Raw genomic sequence first — 16896 nt, 5'->3', positions numbered from 1 at the left:
TGTCACGGTAATCCGTTCTCCCGCCCGGCGCAGCCTCGTCCACACGTCCGGCGGGTCCCGTCGCCGAGCGGTTCGGTGAGCCCGGCCGCGTCGAGGTGCTCCAGGAGCGGGATCATCACCCGGCGGGTGCTGTCCAGCGCCTGCCTCGCCCGCGACACGGTGAACGGCTCGCCGAGCGCGGCCAGCGCCTCCGCCGCGCGCTCCGGCGCGTCCGGGCCCAGCACCACTCCGTCGGCGATCGCCCGCAGCCGGCCGACCCGGACGGCGGCGGCCAATTCCCGTTTGCCCAGGCCGAGTTCCCGCAGTTCGTCCGCTTCCGGCGCGCGGAACGGGTGCTCAGCGAACCGTTCTTCGAGGACTGCGACGGCCTTTTCGACTTCGGCGGTCAGCCCGGTGCCGGGCTTGCGGACGAGCCCGTCCTTGAGGACCAGCTCGCCGGTGAGGACCGCCGGGATCAGGTCCGCGTCCGGGAGTCCGAGCCGTTGCCGGAACGCCTCGGCCGGGATGCCCGCCGCCAGCGGATGTTCCCGGGTCCACGCCGCGACGACTTCGGCGGCCTCCGCTCGCGACTGGCGGAGGCGGGCCGGGTCTGCGTGCCAGCCGCCGAGCCGCTCGCCTACCTCCGGCAGCCCCAGCGCGCGGAAGTCCCCGTGGCGCACGAAACCCGCCCGGCGGAGGTAATCCCAGCCCGGCTCCACCGCGGTCAGCTCTTCGCCCCGGGCACGCGCGGCGCCGCGGCGTGCGAGCGACGGCGGCCGGACGTCCACCACGTCGAACCCGGCCGGGATCCGGTGCTCGCCGGGGTCGCGCAGCAGTCCCCGGTCGCCGGTCCGGAGCGGCAGCGGGCTCGCGAGCAGCAGCCGCGCGGTGTCCGTCCCGAGCGGACGGACCCGGACCGGCACCGCTGCGGATCCGAAGTGCAGCACGAGGTTCCGGTGCAGTTTGCCGGACGGTGCGCCGCGCAACCGGACGTCTATTTCGGTCGCCGGGCGCCACGCACCCGGGGTCAGCAACACGTCGCCCCGTCCGACGGAATCCTTGGGCACGCCGCGCACGTTCACCGCGACCCGAGCCACCGCGGACACGGTTTCGCGCGGTTCGCCGAGCGCCTGCAGACCGCGGATCTGCACGCGGTTCGCGCCGAGCGTCAACTCGTCGCCGACCCGCAGTGTGCCGCCGCCGAGGGTTCCGGTGACGACGGTGCCCGCGCCTTTGATGGTGAACGCGCGGTCGATCCAGAGCCGGACGTCCGCGTTCAGGTCGGGTGACGGCAAGCGGCTGGCGAGCTTGGCGAGTTGCGCGCTCAGTTCGTCGAGCCCTTCGCCGGTCGTGCCGCTCACGCGCACCGCGGGCACCTCGCCGAGCACCGTCGCCGCGATCTCCTCAAGGGCCGCCGCTGTCGCTCTCGCCGGATCGGCGCGGTCCGCTTTGGTGACGGCGAGCAGACCGTGCCGGACGCCGAACGCGTCGAGTGCCGCCAGGTGTTCCGCGGATTGCGGCATCCAGCCCTCGTCCGCCGCCACGACGAACAACGCGGCCGGGACGGGACCGACGCCCGCCAGCATGTTCGGGACGAATCGCTGGTGCCCGGGGACGTCGACGAAGGCGATCTCCTCGCCGCCCAGGCGGGTCCAGGCGAAGCCGAGGTCGAGGGTCAGGCCGCGGCGGCGTTCCTCGGCCCACCGGTCCGGTTCCATGCCGGTGAGCCGGCGGATCAGGGTGGATTTCCCGTGGTCGACGTGGCCGGCGGTGGCGATCACCCGCATCGGCGGACCGCCTCCCGCAGGGTCGCGTCGTCCGCCGGGGCCACCGTCCGGAGGTCGAGCAGGCACCGGTCCCGCACGATCCGGCCGACCACCGCGGGTTCGCCCAGCCGCAACGCCTGTGCGTACCGGGCAGGCAACGCGACCGCCGCGCTGGGCAGCTCAACTCCCGGCGCGCCACCGCCGCCGACGACCGCGGTCGAATCCACCGCCTCGGCATCCACGCCCGCCGAACGCAGCGACTGAGCAAGCGCCTCGGCACGTTGGTGAAGACCCTCCGCGACAAGCGCCGCCCGCACGGGTGGTTCCGGCCCGCGAAGGGTGGCTTCGAGCGCGGCGAGGGTCAACTTGTCGACCCGGAGCGCGCGAGCCGCGGGATGCCGTCGCAGCCGGTACACCAGTTCGGCGTCTCCGAAGAGCAAGCCCGCCTGCGGACCGCCGAGGAGCTTGTCGCCGCTCGCCGTGACGACGTTCGCACCGTCGGCCAGCGCGGTCGCGACGTCCGGTTCGTCCGGCAGCAGCGGATGCGGCGCGAGCAGCCCGGACCCGACGTCGGCGACCACCGGCACGCCGAGCCCGGCCAGTTCGGCGACGCTCGCCTCCGAGGTGAACCCGGTGACCTGGTAGTTGGAGGGATGGATTTTGAGCACGAATCCCGTGTCCGGACCGATGGCCGCCGCGTAATCCGCCGCCGAAGTCCGGTTCGTGGTCCCGACTTCGCGGAGCCGCGCATCGGTCGAGGCGAGCAGGTCCGGGATGCGGAAGCCGTCGCCGATCTCGACCAGTTCGCCGCGGCTGACCACGATTTCCTTGCCTGGAGCCAAGGTCAGCGCACACAGCAGCAACGCCGCCGCGTTGTTGTTGACCACGTGCACCGCCCCCGCGCGCGGCACCGCCTCCGCCAACGCGGCGAGGGTGCCGCGGCCGCGTTTCGCACGCTCCCCTGTTTCGAGCGCGAACTCCACGTCCGTGGCCCCGCCCGCCGCGACGACCGCGTCCAACGCGGCAGCGGACAGCGGGGCACGGCCGAGGTTGGTGTGCACGAGGACGCCGGTCGCGTTGAGCACCGGACGCAGCGAGGACACCGTCGAGGGCAGCCGGGCCACCACCTCCGCTACGACCTCGCCGGGCTCGATCTCGCCTGCGCGCGCCCGTTGCTGCGCGGCTAAGACCAGGGCCTTCACCAAGTCCCGGCCGAGTGTCTCGACGGCTTTCGCGATCCTCGGCTCGCCGAGCACCGCGTCGGTGCGCGGGATCGCCCGGCGCGGGTCATCCATGACCGGCCGCCCTCACGAACAATCGACCCACAACCAGGCCACCACCAAGCACCTCGACAGCTCTCGCCACTCTCGGCTCGCCGAGCACCGCGTCGGTGCGCGGGATCGCCCGGCGCGGGTCACCCATGGCGGAGGCGGACGGGAATCGAACCCGCCAGCGGCAGGACCTGCCGCTCAACGGTGTTGAAGACCGCGCCGGTCACCAGGCCGGATACGCCTCCCTGGGGCATTCCGCCATCCTGCCAAGACCGTCGCGCCCCCGCATGATGAAAACCATGAGGCTGACCCAGTACGCCCACGGCGGCGGCTGCGCGTGCAAAATCCCGCCCGGCGAACTGGAAACGATCGTCCGCGGCCTGTCCGGTGCAGCGCCGGAGAACCCGCCCGGGGAACTCCTGGTCGGCCTCGACGACGGCGACGACGCGGCGGCCGTGCGCATCGCCGGGAACGTCGCCCTCATCGTGACGACGGACTTCTTCACCCCGGTCGTCGACGACCCGTACGACTGGGGCCGGATCGCCGCCGCGAACGCGCTGTCCGACGTGTACGCGATGGGCGGCGTCCCGGTGGTCGCGGTCAATCTCCTCGGCTGGCCGCGCGAGGTGCTGCCGTTCGAGCTGGCCGCGGAGGTGCTGCGCGGCGGCTTGGACGTCTGCGCGCGAGCCGGATGCCATCTGTCCGGCGGGCACAGCGTCGACGACCCGGAACCCAAGTACGGCCTCGCCGTCACCGGCACCGCGGACCCGGACCGCTTGCTGCGCAACGATTCGGGCAAGCCGGGCACGCCGCTCACGCTGACCAAGCCGCTCGGGATCGGCGTGCTGAACTCGCGGCACAAGGCCACCGGCGAACGCTCCGAGGAGGCGATCGCCGCGATGACCGAGCTCAACCGCGCCGCGTCGGCCGCCGCGCTGGAGGCGGGCGCGGTGTGCGCGACCGACGTCACCGGCTTCGGATTGCTCGGCCACCTGCACAAACTGGCGCGGGCGAGCGGCGTCACCGCGCGACTGGACCCGGCGGCTGTCCCGTATCTCGAGGGCGCGCGGGAGGCGCTGCGCGACGGGTATGTCAGCGGTGGGACTCGCCGGAACCTCGACTGGGTCCGGCCGCACACCGATCTCTCCCGGGTCTCCGAGGAGGAGGCGCTGTTGCTGGCCGACGCACAGACTTCCGGCGGCCTGCTCGTGGCGGGCGAACTGCCCGGCTACCCCGTGATCGGCGAGCTGGTGTCCCGCACCGGCCACACCATCGTCGTCGGCTGAGGTCCGTGAAGGGCTCCTTGAGGGAATTGGATTCCCTCAAGGAGCCCTTCACGGACGGCTGGCGGAACCCGCGCCGGATTGGCGGGTCTCCGAAGTGGGTAGCCCCTGCCCGAGGTGAGACATGCGCGCTGCGATCGAGATTCTGCTGTGGTGGCTTGCCCTGACCGGGCTGTGGACCCTCACGCTGTCCACCCCGTCCGCACCCGAACTGATCGTCGGGGCCGGCGCCGCGGCGGTCTGCGCGGTCGCCGCCCGTTCCGCACGCCGGGCGATGCACGGTGCGTGGCAGCTCAAACCGAGCTGGCTCACCTGGCTGGCACCGCTGCCCAAAGCCGCCGTCAGCGAATCCGTCGCTGCATTGCGCATGGTCTTCCAACGACCGTCTGCCGGAAAGTGCGAAAAAGTCACCGTCCCAGCCGAACCGCGCGCGCAGCACGAAGCACGCCTCGCCATCGCGACAGTGGTCGTCGGCTGCACCCCGGGCGCGATGGTCGTCGCGAGCCCGCCAGACGACACCGACCTCGTCATCCACCGGCTGCTCCCCGGCTCCTCGACCCTCGATCGGGTGACGCGATGACGTGGCTGCTCCTCGCCGCGCTGCTGCTGATGGCAGGCGGTCTCGGCACCGCGTTGTGGCTCGCCGCCCGGGGCACCGCGATCGAGCGTCTCGCCGGGATGCAGTTCGCCGGCACCGTCACCATCCTGACGCTCCTGCTGCTCGTCCAAGCGTACGGCCCGTCCAGCGCCGTCATCCTCCCTCTGACGCTGACCGTCCTCGCCTTCGCCGGAACGCTCGTCTTCGCGCGGCTCCTGGGGACCCGATGACCCTCGCCGCGCAGATTCTCGTGTTCGCCGGGGTGTTCGTCGTCCTCGCCTCGGCCGTCGGCCTGCTGCGCGCGAAAGACCTGCTGACCCGCCTGCACCTGCTCACCCCGGCGACCACGCTCGGCGCGCCGCTCATCGGGGTCGGGCTCGTCCTGGTCAACGGCGTCCACCTCGGCTCGGGCGCGATCCTCGCGACGGTCGTCCTGCTGGCGGTCACCAGTCCGATCCTGCAATCGGCCAACGCCCGGCTCGAAGCCCGCCACCGCGGCGAGATCGACGAGGACCTTCCGTCATGACAGCCGCCGTGCTGCTCGTCGCCCTCGCACTGGTCGCCGTGGCCGGTTTCGCCGTCGTCGCGACGCACGACCCGAAGCGGCAAGCGATCACGCTCACGGTGTTTTCCCTCTGTCTCACCGTGCTTTTCGTCGTTTTCCAAGCCCCGGACGTCGCGCTGTCCGAACTCGCCGTCGGCGCGGCGATCGTCCCGCTGCTCGTCCTGCTGACCCTGCGGAAGACGGGGAAGCGATGAGGACCCGCGACGTCGTCGGAGCCGCCGGGCTGGCCGGGGTCGCGGCGCTGTTCGTCGCCGCGTTCACCCGGATGCCCGCCGCCGGGTCCGCGAGCCACGTCTACCGGGACCTGGTGCTGCCGATGGGGTTCCGGGAAATCACCCCGAACCTGGTGTCCTCGATCAACTTCGACCTCCGCGCGCTCGACACCCTCGGCGAGGAAACCATCGTCGCCGCCGCCGTCGTCGGCACGCTCGCGCTGCTGCAACCGCCCGAGAAGGAGCCGGAAACGGACGGGACCGGCTACGTCCTGCCCGCCGTGAAGCTCGCCGGTTTCCTGCTCCTGCCGGTCTCGGTGCTGCTGGGCATCGACATCGTCGTGCACGGGCACCTGACCCCCGGCGGCGGTTTCCAAGGCGGCGTCGTCCTCGCCACCGGCTGGCATCTGCTCTACCTCTCCGGCAGCTACCGCGCGCTGGCCCGGCTGCGCCCGATCGACTGGTGCGAATACGCCGAAGCGGCGGCCACCGGCCTGTACGTCGTGACCGGTCTGCTGGGACTCGCCATCGGCGGCTCGTTCCTCGCGAACGTATTGCCACTCGGCCAATTCGGCTCGCTGCTGTCGTCCGGGACCGTCCTCGTGCTGAGCGTGCTGATCGGCATCGAGGTCGCCGCCGGATTCGTCGTCCTGCTCTCGCGGTTCTTCGTGCACGGGCTGGAGGAACGGTGACGGGCCTGGTGTCGGCGGCCTGCTACGGCGTGGCGGCGTGGCTGTTGCTGCTCGGCTGCGCCGGGATCATGCGCAGCCGCCATCTCGTGCACACCGTGGTCTCGCTGTCGGTCGCGCAATCCGGCACGTATGTCCTGCTGCTCGCGATCGGCTACCAGGACCAGGCCACCGCCCCGATCGTGTCGCAGGGGCAGGCGCAGCCGGTGGTCGACCCGATGGTGCAGGCCATGACGCTCACCGACATCGTCGTCTCGGCGACCATCACCGCGCTCCTGCTCGCGCTGACGCTGCAGATCTCGCGCCGCCACGGCACGGTCGATCCCGACGAGCTGCGGGCCCTGCGCGGCTGACCATGACGACCCTGCCCGCACTCGCCATCGCCGTCCCGCTGCTCGCCGCCTGCCTGCTGCTCGGCCTCGGCGGCAAACTCCCCCGCGTCGTCGTCGACGTGACGGCCACGGTGACCGCGGCGGCGGTGTGCGCACTGTGCGTGGTCCTGCTGACCGCCGCGCACCACGAGCGGGTGGTCAGCTGGCTCGGCCGCCAAAGTCCGGAAGGCACCCGCTCGGTCGGCATCGTGCTCGTCGCGGACGGGTTGAACACGACGTTCGCCGTGCTGGCCGCGTTCCTGACCGTCTGCGCGCTGCTCTACAGCTGGCATTACTTCGAGGCCGTCGAAGCCCGCTACCACGCGATGATGCTGCTCTTCCTGACCGGCATGATCGGCTTCCTCTTCACCGGCGACCTGTTCACGCTGTTCGTGTTCTTCGAGCTGATGAGCGGCGTCGCCTACGCGCTGACCGGGTACCGGATCGAGGAGGCGGACTCGGTGCAGGGCGCGCTGAACTTCGGCGTAGTCAACTCACTCGGCGCGTACTTCACGCTGATGGGCATCGGCCTGCTCTACGCCCGCGGCGGCCAGCTCGGGCTCGCTCAGCTGGGCGTAGCGCTCGACGGCCGTCCGGCGGACGCGCTGGTCATCGCCGCGTTCGTGTTGGTGTGCACCGGATTGCTGGTCAAAGCCGCGAGCGTGCCGTTCCATTTCTGGCTCGCCGACGCGCACGCCGTCGCTCCGACGCCGGTGTGTGTGCTGTTCTCCGGCGTCATGGTCGAACTCGGGCTCTACGGCGTGCTCCGCGTCCGCACGACTGTGTTCGGGGCAGTGCTCGACGACGCCACCGTCAGCCGGATCTACCTCACCGCCGGGATCGCCAGCGCTGTCCTCGGTGCCGTGCTGTGCTTCACTCAGCGGCATCTGAAACGCTTGCTGGCCTATTCGACCATCGCCCACATCGGACTGTTCCTCTGTGGACTCGCCGCCACCGGCGGCGAAGCGACCGCCGCGTTCGTGCTCTCCGTGCTCGGACACGCCGGAGCAAAGGGCGCACTGTTCCTCCTGACCGGCGTGTTGAAGGACCGCTACGGCAGCGTCGACGAGGACGATCTCTTCGGCCGCGCAACACATTCACGGACCGAAGCAGTGCTGTTCCTCATCGCCGCAGCCGCCCTCGCCGGGCTGCCGCCGTTCGGTCTGGCGCTCGGCAAAGACGCCGCCGAACACGCCGGTCCGGAGTGGCTGATGATCGTGTTCGCGATCATTTCCGCCCTGACCGCCGCGGCAGTGCTGCGTGCCGGGCTCCGAGTCTACTTCGGACTCGGCAGGCCGCCCGACGACGATTCCGAGGACACGACACCCGGTTCCGGCGAGGAACCCGAGACCGGCCGGCCGATCGAACGCACCCCGATCCCGATGCTGGCCGCCATCGTCGTCCTGCTCGCTTTCGCGCTGGCCGCCGGGATCGTGCCGTGGATCCGCGACGTCGCCGCGGCCGCCGGCGCGCAGGCGGTCGACCGCGCGGGCTACCTCCACGACGTCCTGCCGACGCTGCCTTCGCCACTCCCCGCGACGGCTCCCGAACTTTCCTGGACCGGCCCCGGCCTGCTGTCCGCCGCCGCGACCGCCGTCCTCACCCTCGCCGCCACCGCACTCGCGCTGTGGTCGCGACGCCGCGCCCCGAAACCGGTGCACGAAGCCCTCACCGTCCTGCACCGCGCGCACTCCGGCCAGGTCGGCGACTACGTGGCGTGGCTGCTCGCGGGGGTCGCCGTCCTCGCCGGGCTGGTCTGGCTCTGACGTCGCGTTTACCCGCCGGTCGGCCGGGCTACCCGCAGGGCGGCCCGTGACGTCGACCGTGAGGAGTTGCCGTGCCCGCCAGCACCGCCGACGGCCCGAAACTGCTGCCCGAAACCGAAGAGCTCGCCACCGGCAAGAACTTCGCCGCGGTCACCACGGTGCTGCCAAGCGGCAGGCTGCAGACGCAGATGATCTGGGTGCACGTCGAGAACGGCAGGATCGTGCTCAACACCGAGACCCACCGGGTGAAGTACCGCAACGTCGAGCGCGACGACCGGATCACCGTCCTCATCCGAGACGAGCAGGACCCGTACCGGTACGCGGAAGTCCGCGGCCGCGTGACCGGCATCGAGACCGGCGAGCGAGCGCGGTCGCAGGTGGACCAGCTCGCCCGCAAGTACACCGGCGGCGACTACCCGCCGGACGCGATCAAGTCCGAACGCGTCATCCTCCAGGTCACCCCGGAGCGGCAGACGTTCATCGACCAGAAGAAAGGCGTCGCGGACTGAGGCGCCCTCACCCGTGCGGGTCGATGTCGTCGCCGAGCAGCCGATGCACCGCGTCGAGGTTCTCGTACCGCTGCTCGGGCAGCTTGCCGAGATGCCCGATGACGTCGTCGCCCGCCCCCTTCGCGGCGGCCCGGCGGAGGAGCTCGTCGCGCTCGCACGGATACTCGACTTCCGTTAAATACTCCCGGACGTCAGACATGGCGCTCCCTTCCTCGGGTTCTCCCTCCGGCATACCCGCCCGCTCCGGGATCATGCGGGTTAGGCTCGACTGGTGAACGAATCCCCGGAACCGGCCAAGATCGGGAACGTGCTGCATCCCGTCGCCGACGTCAGCTCAGCCGTGCGGTTCTACGCCACGACCTTCGGCCTGTCCGCGAAATTCGTCGACGGAGACCGCTACGCAGCCCTCGACGCGGGCGGAACGACCCTCGCCCTCGCCGGTCCGGAAGAAGACGTCACCGACGGGGTTCCGGCCGCGTCGTTCAAGGTGCCTGACGTCGCCGCCGCGCTGGCCGCGCTGGTCGCCGGTGGTGGAACCGTTGTCCGGCAACCGGAACAAGGCCCGCACGAAGTCCGTGCCGTAGCACGCGACCCGTGGGGCAACACCATCGTCGTCTACGGACCCCAGTAACAGAACCGCAGCGGGACCCCGTCCCGCTGCGGCTCGCCTACCGCGGCCTCCGTACGTGGTCCGCGATCGCCGCGTCGTCGTCCGCGCCGTACATCTCGTCGATCAACCCCGCGAACGAACCCACCACCGCCGCGCGCTTGACCTTCCCGTTCGCCGTCCGCTCGCCTCGCGCAGCTTCCAACGGCCGCGGCAACACCCGGAAATCCTTCAGCTGCTCCGCCCGCGCGAGGTCCGCGTTGACCCGCTCCACCTCGGCCCGCAAGCGCCCGTCCAGCTCCGCGCTCGCGGCCGCGCTCGGTTCGATCAGGACGGTCAGGTACTTCCGCCCGTCGCCGACCACGATCGCTTCCTCGATCAGCACGCTCTCCTTCAGCCGGATCTCGATCGGCTGCGGGTCGACGGTCTTGCCGCCCCGGGTGATGATCACATCCTTCTTCCGCCCGATCAGCCGGATGTCCCCGTCGGCGGTCCGCTCCATCAGGTCGCCGGTGCGGAACCAGCCGTCCTCGAAGACCGCTTCGGTTTCCCCGGGGTTGCGCCAGTACCCGCTGAACAACAACGGCGCGCGGATCAGCATCTCCCGGTCGCCGGCGATTTTCACCTGGTAGCGAGGGTCCGCGAACTCCCGGCCGATCCGCCCCGGGCGCGGGAACGGCTGCCCGAACTGCCCGATCGGGCACCCGCCGGTCTCGGTGAGCCCGTAGTTCTCGCGCAGGTCGAGGCCCCAGATCTGCCACAGCGCCACGACGCTTTCCGGCATGGCCGCCGAAGCCGTCCACGCGACGCGCAGCCGGTCCATGCCGAGACTTGCCCGCAGCGGAACGAAAACTGCCCGAACCGCGACGGCGTAAGCAATCCTCAGCACCACCGGCGCACGGCGGCCGGCCCACCGCCGCTCGGCCATCCGGCGGCCGATCCGCATCGCGGCCCGGTACGCGAGGCGGCGGATTCCCATCCAGGACTCAGCGAGGGCGATCAGCTCGGCGGCGAGCTTCTCGTAAAACCGAGGCGGCCACAGCACGACCGTCGGCCGTACCGCACGCAGCACCTCGCCGTAGTCCTCGATCCGGCAGAAGGTCACGACCAACCGCGTGTGCAACGGGGTGAAAACGAGCAGCACCGCGGGCGCGACGTGCGCCAGCGGCAGGAACCCGACGACGTCGTGCCGCGCGGTCCGGCTCTCCGGGTAGAGGCCGATGACGCTCTGGATCGCGTGCTGGAGCGTGCGGTGGGAATGGGTGACGCCCTTGGGCACCCCGGTGGAGCCGGACGTGTAGAAGAGGACGGCCGGGTCGTCGAGCGTCGTGGCGGCGATCAGCTCTGTCAACGCGTCTGGTTCCCCGGCCGCACGCAGGTCGTCCCAGCTCACGCCGGTGATCCCCGCGGGCAGGTCCGGTGGGGCCGCCTCGATTCCGGCGACCAGCCGCAGGTCCGGAGTGTTCCCGGCGATCTTCGCGACCTTGGCGAGTTCCGTTTCCGTCTCACCGATGAACGCGACCGCCTCGCTGTGCGCGAGCACCTGTTCGATCTCGGCAGGCGAGTTGGTCGGATACACCCCGATCACGACCCCGCCGACGCTCTGCACCGCCAGCGCGGCGAACACCCATTCCGGACGCGCGCTGCTCATCACCGCGATCCGGTCGCCGTGCCGGACCCCCTGCGCGACCAGGCCGAACGCGAGTTCGCGCACCCGGTCGAGGTAGGTCCGCCAGGTGATCGCCCGCATCGCCCCGCCGCGCGAATACCGCAGCGCGACGGCGTCCGGCTCGCGGCGGGCGCGGTCCAGCAGCAGGCCCGGCAGCGTCCGCTCCGGTTCGAACTCGGTCAGCTCCATGACCAGCCCTCACTTCCCGCCGCGAGCCCGGCTCCGGCGGCACGCTCGCCGAGGTGGAGGAAGTCACCCCGGTACCACGTCACGGGCCGCCCGCCGCCGACCCGCGCCTCGCGCACCCGGCCGATGAGGATCACGTGATCCCCGCCGGGCACCGCCTGCTCCAGTTCACAGTGGAGGATCGCCGCCGCGTCCGGAAGGAGCGGATGGCCCTGGTCGTCGAACTCGAAGCTCCCGTACGCGAACTTGTTCTCGCCCTTCGTGGCGAACCGCGTCGCCAGCTCGGCGTGCGAGGGAGTCACCACGTTCACGACGAATCGCTCGGCCGCCATGAAAACCGGGAAACACGTCGCGCCCCGGTCGAGGCACACGAGCACCAGCGGCGGATCGAGCGACAGCGAAGCGAAGGAACTCGCGGTGAATCCGTGCAGCGTGCCGTCCTCGCCGCGGGTCGTCACGATCGTGACGCCGGACGGGAAACGGGACAGCGCCGAACGGAAGACGGCCGGGTCCAGATCGTGCGATACGTCAGCCATTCCATGCCTCCCGGGCAGCTCGTGCGGCAGGGTCGGTGAAAACTGTTCGCGCGTCGGCGGCCGTGACCTGCAGTTGTTTCTCGTCCGGCCAGCCGGCGGTTTCCTGGAGGAGAGCCAGTTTCAAGGCCGCGAACACCGCGGGCGGTTTCGCCGCCGCCGCGCGTGTGTGTGCGGACGCGGCCTCCAGCAACTCCCCCGGCTCAACCACTTCGTCAACGATGCCCAGCGCTTTCGCCTCGGACGCGTCGACGGATTCCCCGCCCAGCAACAGCCGCCGGGCGCCACGGTCGCCCAGCACCTCGCGGACGCGGGCGATCCCTTTCACCGCAGGCAACATCCCGTGGTCGACCTCGGGGAAGACGAACCGCGCTCGCGATGACGCGTAAACGAAATCGGAGAACAGCGCCATCTCGATCCCGCCGCCGACGCACCAGCCGTTCACCGCGCACACCAGCGGCCGGGGATAGTTCTCCAGTGCGCAGAGCAGCGCGTGGAACGCGGTCATCCGTTCGGCCATCGACTCGGCGTCGTAACCGACCGCTTCCTTGAGGTCGCCGCCCGCGCAGAAGAACCGGTCGCCCGCGCCGGTCAGGACGACGGCGGGAGCGTCCGGGCCATGGGCGAGGTCTTCCAGCGTCGTGGTCAGCCGGCTGATCAGCGAGTTGCTGAGCGCGTTCGCGGGCGGACGGCTCAGGGTCAGGACCACCGCGCCGTCCGTTTCCCTGGACACCTGGACGGCGCTGAGCGAAGCGGTGGTCATGTCGCCGGTACGCCGGAAGCGGACGGGAAAACCGGAGCACGCTTTTCCCGGAATGCTTGGCGCGCTTCCCGGTAATCAGCTCCGGCGAAGTCGAGAATTTCCAGCGCGCCGGACAACTCGTGCTGCGGCAACGCATTCGTGAGCCACATGTTGAGCGCGCGTTTCGTGAACCGGAGCGCCTGCTGCGATCCCTGCGCGAGCTGAGAGGCGACCTCCAAGGCACGCGGGAGCACTTGTTCGCGAGGCACGGCCAGGCTCACGAGCCCGATCCGTTCAGCTTCCGCTCCGGTCAGCTTTTCCGAGGTCAGCACGTAATACTTCGTCTTGGCCATCCCGACCAGCAGCGGCCAGATCAACGCGGCGTGGTCGCCCGCGGTCACGCCGACCTTGGTGTGGCCCTCGATCAGCACCGCGTCTTCGGCGGCGATGCTGATGTCCGCGAGCAACGCCGTCGACAGGCCGTAGCCGACCGCCGGTCCGTTGATCGCGGAAATGATCGGCTTTTCGATCCGGAGCACCGTCGAAATCCGCCGGCGCTCGGATTCCAGCATCGCGAGCGCCGCTTCCGGCGTCGGATCGGGTTCGCGCACGTCCATTCCGGTGCAAAACGCCTTGCCCGCCCCGGTCACCACGACGACCCGCGTCTCGTCGTCGCGCTCCACGTCGGCCCAGATCTCGCTCAGCTCGTCGAACATCGGCATCAGCAGCGCGTTGTACCGCTCGGGCCGGTTGATCGTGATCAGCAGGACGCCGTCGGCCGGGCGCTCGACGAGCACGTTTCCGCTGCCGTGCTGGTAAAGGCCGCTCATCGGACTGCCTCCGCGGTCTGGTTCTCGGACTGGAACCGGCGCAGCGCTTCCTCGTGCGCCGGACGCGCGGCGCGGATGCCGGCCAGCACGTCGTCGGCAGGGCGCACCACGTTGCGCGGATGCTTGAACCGCGGGATCACGTACTTGCCGAACAGTTCGATCGACCGCATCAACTGGTCGTGCGGGAGACTGTCCACTCGCAACACCAGCGACTCCACGCCCATGTCCGCGTACCGCTGGACGTGCTCGGCGCAATGCTCCGGGTCGCCGACGAGGAAGCCCTGCGAGCGCTCGAACAGGTACTCCTCGTCGCTGAAATCGACGTCGTTGATCGCGCCCATGTAGGCGTAGTCCTGGGAGAGCTTCGCCAGCCGCCCGTACGCGTCGGTGGAAAGCTTGGACATCTCGAACAGCGGCCGGGCCTGTTCGCGGGCCAGCGCGGTCGTTTCGGCGCAGTGCATGCCGCCGCTGACCAGCACCATCTTGCGCGGCGTGATCGGGTACGGGTGGGTGGTGGCGGCGAGGGTCTCGTCGTAGAGCTTCAGCATGTTCTCCACGAGGTCGTAGCCGAGGTAGAACCCGCCCATGATCGCGCCGATGCCCATCGCGGCGGCGGTTTCGACCGAACTCGGGCTGCCCGCGGCGACCGAGATCGGCGGATACGGCGTCTGCAACGGCTTCGGCACCAGGCTGCGCGGCGGGATCTTGTAGTGCTCGCCCACGAAGGAGAACGGATCGTCGAGGAACGCCCGGCGGATCAGCTCGATCCCTTCGCGCCACTGGGATTTGTTCTCCGTCGGGTCCACCTCGAACGCCCGTAGCGCGAGCGTCGTGTTGCCGCGGCCGGTGCCGAGTTCGATCCGGCCGTTGGAGAGGATGTCCTCGGTCGCGATCCGTTCCGCGACGCGCAGCGCGTGGTTCATGCGCGTCGGCAGCAGCGTCACGAGGTGGATGAAGCGGATCCGGCTCGTGAGCGCCATCAGGTACGGGTAGAGCACCTCCGGCGCGGACACGGTCGCCGTGCCGATGGCGACGTGCTGTTCGGAACTCCCGAACGCGTCGAAGCCGACCTGCTCGGCGAGCAGCACTTCCTCGATCAGTTCTCGGTAGCGGTGTTCGTGGGTGAGCCCGACCGGGGTGTCCCCCTCCGACATGAGGATGAAGTCCATGATCGCCCCTTCCAGCCGATGTTATTGACCGATAACATAAGACGCAGTCAACCCGTGGTCAAGGCTCCATCTGGGAGGAAACGTGTTACTTGCTACTAACTTTGCTTGGAGGAGCGCATGAGCGAGCTACGGATCGAGCACCTGACCTCGCCCGAAGTCGCCGACGCGCTGGCGAGCGGCATGCGGACCGCGATCCTCCCGCTGGGAGCTACCGAACAGCACGGCGCGCACCTGCCGCTCTCAGTCGACAGCGACCATGCCGACCGGCTGGGCGTGCTCGTGGCGGAGCGGCTCGGCGATGCGCTCGTCCTGCCGACCGTGCGCCTTGGCTGCTCCGCCCATCATCTCGGCTTCCCGGGGACGTTGTCGGTGCGGCCCGAAACACTGGAAGCCATCTGTTTCGACTGCTGCGAAAGTCTTGCTGTACATGGGTTTCGCCGGGTGTTGATCTTCTCCGCGCACATCGGCAACTATCCGCTGCTGAGCGAGATCGAGGCGAAGCTCTCCTCGCGTCTGACTGCTGAGCTGGATGTGGTCGCGTTCGCCGACTCGGCCGCGGTGCTCGATGCCTGGCGCACCGCCGTCGCCGATCTAGCCAGCCAAGTCGGCGGACATGCCGATGTCGCCGAAGGCTCGATCATGCTCGCGCTTCGGCCGGAGGCGGTGCGCGCTGATCGTGCCACTCCTGGCCTTGCCGAGCCGATGGACGATGCTCTGCTGGCTCGGGTATTAACCGGAGGCGTCAAGGCGGTTGCTCCGAACGGGGTGCTCGGCGATCCGCGCGGGATGTCTACCGACCTGGGCTTTGCCTGCCTCAGCGCGGTCGCGGCCCTGCTGGCAGAGTACGCGGCGGCTCGTTATCGGCCTCTCACCTAGACTCGGGTCATGACGAGCTCATCTCGCGCCGCGTCGCCGCGTTCCTCGCGCAGGCAGACGCTGATCAAGGTCGCCGGCGAGTTGTTCCACGAGCGGGCTTTCGACGCGGTCACCACCGAGATGATCGGTGCGCGGGCTGGCGTCACTGGGCCTGCTCTTTACCGGCATTTTCCCAGCAAGCAGGCGTTGCTGATCGCGGTGCTCGAGGATCCGTTGAAGGATTTGCTGGCCAATGCGCGCGAGACCGCGGCGGAGGTTACTGATCCGCGCAAGGCGCTTGAGGCGATGATCGACTATCACGTTACGCGGAGTCTGCAGAATGTGCCTTCTACGTTGGTGTTCTTGAAGAATGAGCACAACGTGCCCGAGGAGGAACGGCATCGGATGCGGCGGATGATGCGGCTCTACGCCGAGGAGTGGAGTGCGCTGGTGGAGCGGTTGCGGCCGGATTTGTCGGATGCGCAGAATCGGGTGTTGACGCATGCTGTTTTTTCTATGATTAATTCGGTGCCGCAGTTTAATAGCGGGCTGGATGTGGAGAGTGTGGCTTCTACGATTCGTACTGCGGCGGTTAATGCGTTGCTTGTGCCTGCTGGGGGTGTTTGATCCTCTGGGGGGGTCGGCTCGTCGCCTGGCGGCGACATTGCGCACGGTGGTTGCGTGGGGCACCCCGAAGCTTGATTGTGCTGACGGTTCGGGGGTGCTTGTCAAGGCGGGAAAGATGCCTTGACAAGCACCCCCGAACCGCAGGGAGGCTTCGTATCGGGGTGCGCGGGAGGGGCTGGGTGCCTCGATGTTTTGGGTGCAACGGCGGCGGTTGGATGGTGGGGCTCGCGCCCCAAATGAGGTCTTTCCGATAGCGCGGTGAGCGGTGGCTGGGTGGCGGAGCTAGTGCCCCAACGAGGTTCCCCCGGCAGCGCGGCGATGGGCAGTTGAGTGGCAGAACTTGTACACCGATGAGGTTTCCCGGCAGTCCGATGTTCGGCTGCCAGGCCCTGAGACTCACGGCCCCACTGAGGTTTCCCCAGCAGTGCGATGTGCGGCGGCCCGGCGATGGGACTAGCCCACCAATGAGGGTTCCGGCAGCGCGGCGCCTGACGGTTGGGCGGTGGGACTCATGGCCCCACTGAGGTTTCCCCGACTGCGTGGTGCGCGGCGGGTCGGCGGTAGCTGTGCTGGCCAAGGCCCTGCGGAGCACCAGTCGAGGAGACGCGCCGGGCTGCCCCTCTCTCGATGAGGTCCGTGAAGACATCCCTGGGTTTTGTTTGTCAAGCG

At 69.7% G+C, this 16896-nt stretch carries 21 protein-coding genes and 1 tRNA gene; 12 read left to right on the top strand and 10 right to left on the bottom strand.

Going from position 1 to position 16896, the window contains the following annotated elements; all coding sequences use genetic code 11:
- Positions 1 to 2: 2 nt before the first annotated feature.
- The 4 genes from selB to EIZ44_RS14055 form a co-directional block, all read right to left on the bottom strand.
- Positions 3 to 1766: a selenocysteine-specific translation elongation factor gene (selB, locus tag EIZ44_RS14065; protein ID WP_134728975.1), complete on the bottom strand. Its 1764-nt coding sequence runs from the start codon at positions 1764 to 1766 to the stop codon at positions 3 to 5.
- Positions 1757 to 3040, bottom strand: coding sequence for an L-seryl-tRNA(Sec) selenium transferase (selA, locus tag EIZ44_RS14060; protein ID WP_134728974.1), 1284 nt, complete (start codon positions 3038 to 3040; stop codon positions 1757 to 1759). The genes selB and selA overlap by 10 nt, the downstream gene beginning before the upstream one ends.
- Complete coding sequence (locus tag EIZ44_RS46155; protein ID WP_369127025.1) at positions 3033 to 3167, bottom strand: hypothetical protein; 135 nt, start codon at positions 3165 to 3167, stop codon at positions 3033 to 3035. The genes selA and EIZ44_RS46155 overlap by 8 nt, the downstream gene beginning before the upstream one ends.
- Positions 3167 to 3261 (bottom strand) — tRNA-Sec (locus EIZ44_RS14055). The genes EIZ44_RS46155 and EIZ44_RS14055 overlap by 1 nt, the downstream gene beginning before the upstream one ends.
- Before the next feature lie 45 nt (positions 3262 to 3306).
- Here EIZ44_RS14055 and selD point away from each other — a divergent pair.
- From selD to EIZ44_RS14010, 9 genes are all read left to right on the top strand, one after another.
- A complete protein-coding gene (selD, locus tag EIZ44_RS14050; protein ID WP_205673149.1) occupies positions 3307 to 4302 on the top strand; it encodes a selenide, water dikinase SelD in 996 nt (331 codons plus the stop codon).
- Between the two features lie 121 nt (positions 4303 to 4423).
- Complete coding sequence (locus EIZ44_RS14045) at positions 4424 to 4879, top strand: Na+/H+ antiporter subunit E (protein WP_134728972.1); 456 nt, start codon at positions 4424 to 4426, stop codon at positions 4877 to 4879.
- Positions 4876 to 5127, top strand: a complete 252-nt coding sequence (locus EIZ44_RS14040) for a monovalent cation/H+ antiporter complex subunit F (protein WP_037810694.1) — start codon at positions 4876 to 4878, stop codon at positions 5125 to 5127. Before EIZ44_RS14045 ends, EIZ44_RS14040 begins: the two co-directional genes overlap by 4 nt.
- Complete coding sequence (locus EIZ44_RS14035) at positions 5124 to 5423, top strand: cation:proton antiporter (RefSeq protein ID WP_037810692.1); 300 nt, start codon at positions 5124 to 5126, stop codon at positions 5421 to 5423. The genes EIZ44_RS14040 and EIZ44_RS14035 overlap by 4 nt, the downstream gene beginning before the upstream one ends.
- Entirely contained in the window at positions 5420 to 5656 is a 237-nt protein-coding gene (locus EIZ44_RS14030) for a Na(+)/H(+) antiporter subunit B (protein ID WP_037810690.1), read from the top strand. The genes EIZ44_RS14035 and EIZ44_RS14030 overlap by 4 nt, the downstream gene beginning before the upstream one ends.
- Positions 5653 to 6366 carry an MnhB domain-containing protein gene (locus EIZ44_RS14025; protein ID WP_134728971.1) on the top strand — a complete coding sequence of 238 codons (714 nt, stop codon included), beginning with the start codon at positions 5653 to 5655 and terminating at the stop codon, positions 6364 to 6366. The genes EIZ44_RS14030 and EIZ44_RS14025 overlap by 4 nt, the downstream gene beginning before the upstream one ends.
- Complete coding sequence (locus EIZ44_RS14020; RefSeq protein ID WP_134728970.1) at positions 6363 to 6716, top strand: NADH-quinone oxidoreductase subunit K; 354 nt, start codon at positions 6363 to 6365, stop codon at positions 6714 to 6716. Before EIZ44_RS14025 ends, EIZ44_RS14020 begins: the two co-directional genes overlap by 4 nt.
- 2 nt (positions 6717 to 6718) lie before the next feature.
- A complete protein-coding gene (locus tag EIZ44_RS14015) occupies positions 6719 to 8500 on the top strand; it encodes a complex I subunit 5 family protein (protein ID WP_134728969.1) in 1782 nt (593 codons plus the stop codon).
- A 71-nt stretch (positions 8501 to 8571) separates the two neighbouring features.
- Complete coding sequence (locus EIZ44_RS14010; RefSeq protein ID WP_043839832.1) at positions 8572 to 9009, top strand: PPOX class F420-dependent oxidoreductase; 438 nt, start codon at positions 8572 to 8574, stop codon at positions 9007 to 9009.
- Between the two features lie 7 nt (positions 9010 to 9016).
- On the opposite strand, the gene EIZ44_RS14005 is transcribed toward EIZ44_RS14010, so the two are convergent.
- Complete coding sequence (locus EIZ44_RS14005) at positions 9017 to 9208, bottom strand: DUF2795 domain-containing protein (RefSeq protein WP_199817499.1); 192 nt, start codon at positions 9206 to 9208, stop codon at positions 9017 to 9019.
- 72 nt (positions 9209 to 9280) lie between these two features.
- Here EIZ44_RS14005 and EIZ44_RS14000 point away from each other — a divergent pair, with 72 nt between their 5' ends.
- Positions 9281 to 9640: a VOC family protein gene (locus tag EIZ44_RS14000; protein WP_240691297.1), complete on the top strand. Its 360-nt coding sequence runs from the start codon at positions 9281 to 9283 to the stop codon at positions 9638 to 9640.
- Between the two features lie 37 nt (positions 9641 to 9677).
- Here EIZ44_RS14000 and EIZ44_RS13995 read toward each other — a convergent pair whose 3' ends face one another.
- The 5 genes from EIZ44_RS13995 to EIZ44_RS13975 are packed head-to-tail and all read right to left on the bottom strand — an operon-like array spanning position 9678 to position 14745.
- Positions 9678 to 11474: an AMP-dependent synthetase/ligase gene (locus tag EIZ44_RS13995; RefSeq protein ID WP_134728967.1), complete on the bottom strand. Its 1797-nt coding sequence runs from the start codon at positions 11472 to 11474 to the stop codon at positions 9678 to 9680.
- Positions 11465 to 12007, bottom strand: a complete 543-nt coding sequence (locus EIZ44_RS13990) for a flavin reductase family protein (RefSeq protein WP_134728966.1) — start codon at positions 12005 to 12007, stop codon at positions 11465 to 11467. The genes EIZ44_RS13995 and EIZ44_RS13990 overlap by 10 nt, the downstream gene beginning before the upstream one ends.
- The gene (locus EIZ44_RS13985) at positions 12000 to 12767 is read right to left on the bottom strand and encodes an enoyl-CoA hydratase/isomerase family protein (protein ID WP_134728965.1); all 768 of its coding nucleotides are present in this window, start codon (positions 12765 to 12767) and stop codon (positions 12000 to 12002) included. The genes EIZ44_RS13990 and EIZ44_RS13985 overlap by 8 nt, the downstream gene beginning before the upstream one ends.
- Positions 12764 to 13576: an enoyl-CoA hydratase/isomerase family protein gene (locus tag EIZ44_RS13980; protein ID WP_134728964.1), complete on the bottom strand. Its 813-nt coding sequence runs from the start codon at positions 13574 to 13576 to the stop codon at positions 12764 to 12766. The genes EIZ44_RS13985 and EIZ44_RS13980 overlap by 4 nt, the downstream gene beginning before the upstream one ends.
- The gene (locus EIZ44_RS13975; protein WP_134728963.1) at positions 13573 to 14745 is read right to left on the bottom strand and encodes an LLM class flavin-dependent oxidoreductase; all 1173 of its coding nucleotides are present in this window, start codon (positions 14743 to 14745) and stop codon (positions 13573 to 13575) included. The genes EIZ44_RS13980 and EIZ44_RS13975 overlap by 4 nt, the downstream gene beginning before the upstream one ends.
- 117 nt (positions 14746 to 14862) lie before the next feature.
- On the opposite strand from EIZ44_RS13975, the gene EIZ44_RS13970 reads away from it, so the two are divergent.
- Entirely contained in the window at positions 14863 to 15621 is a 759-nt protein-coding gene (locus EIZ44_RS13970; protein ID WP_134728962.1) for a creatininase family protein, read from the top strand.
- Between the two features lie 9 nt (positions 15622 to 15630).
- Complete coding sequence (locus EIZ44_RS13965) at positions 15631 to 16227, top strand: TetR/AcrR family transcriptional regulator (protein WP_043839820.1); 597 nt, start codon at positions 15631 to 15633, stop codon at positions 16225 to 16227.
- Positions 16228 to 16896: the final 669 nt, after the last annotated feature.

The organism is Amycolatopsis nivea (genome assembly GCF_004522235.1).
GTDB classification, from domain to species: domain Bacteria; phylum Actinomycetota; class Actinomycetes; order Mycobacteriales; family Pseudonocardiaceae; genus Amycolatopsis; species Amycolatopsis nivea.
Note: the sequence above shows the minus strand (reverse complement) of the source record. Positions and strands in the feature narration are given on the sequence as shown.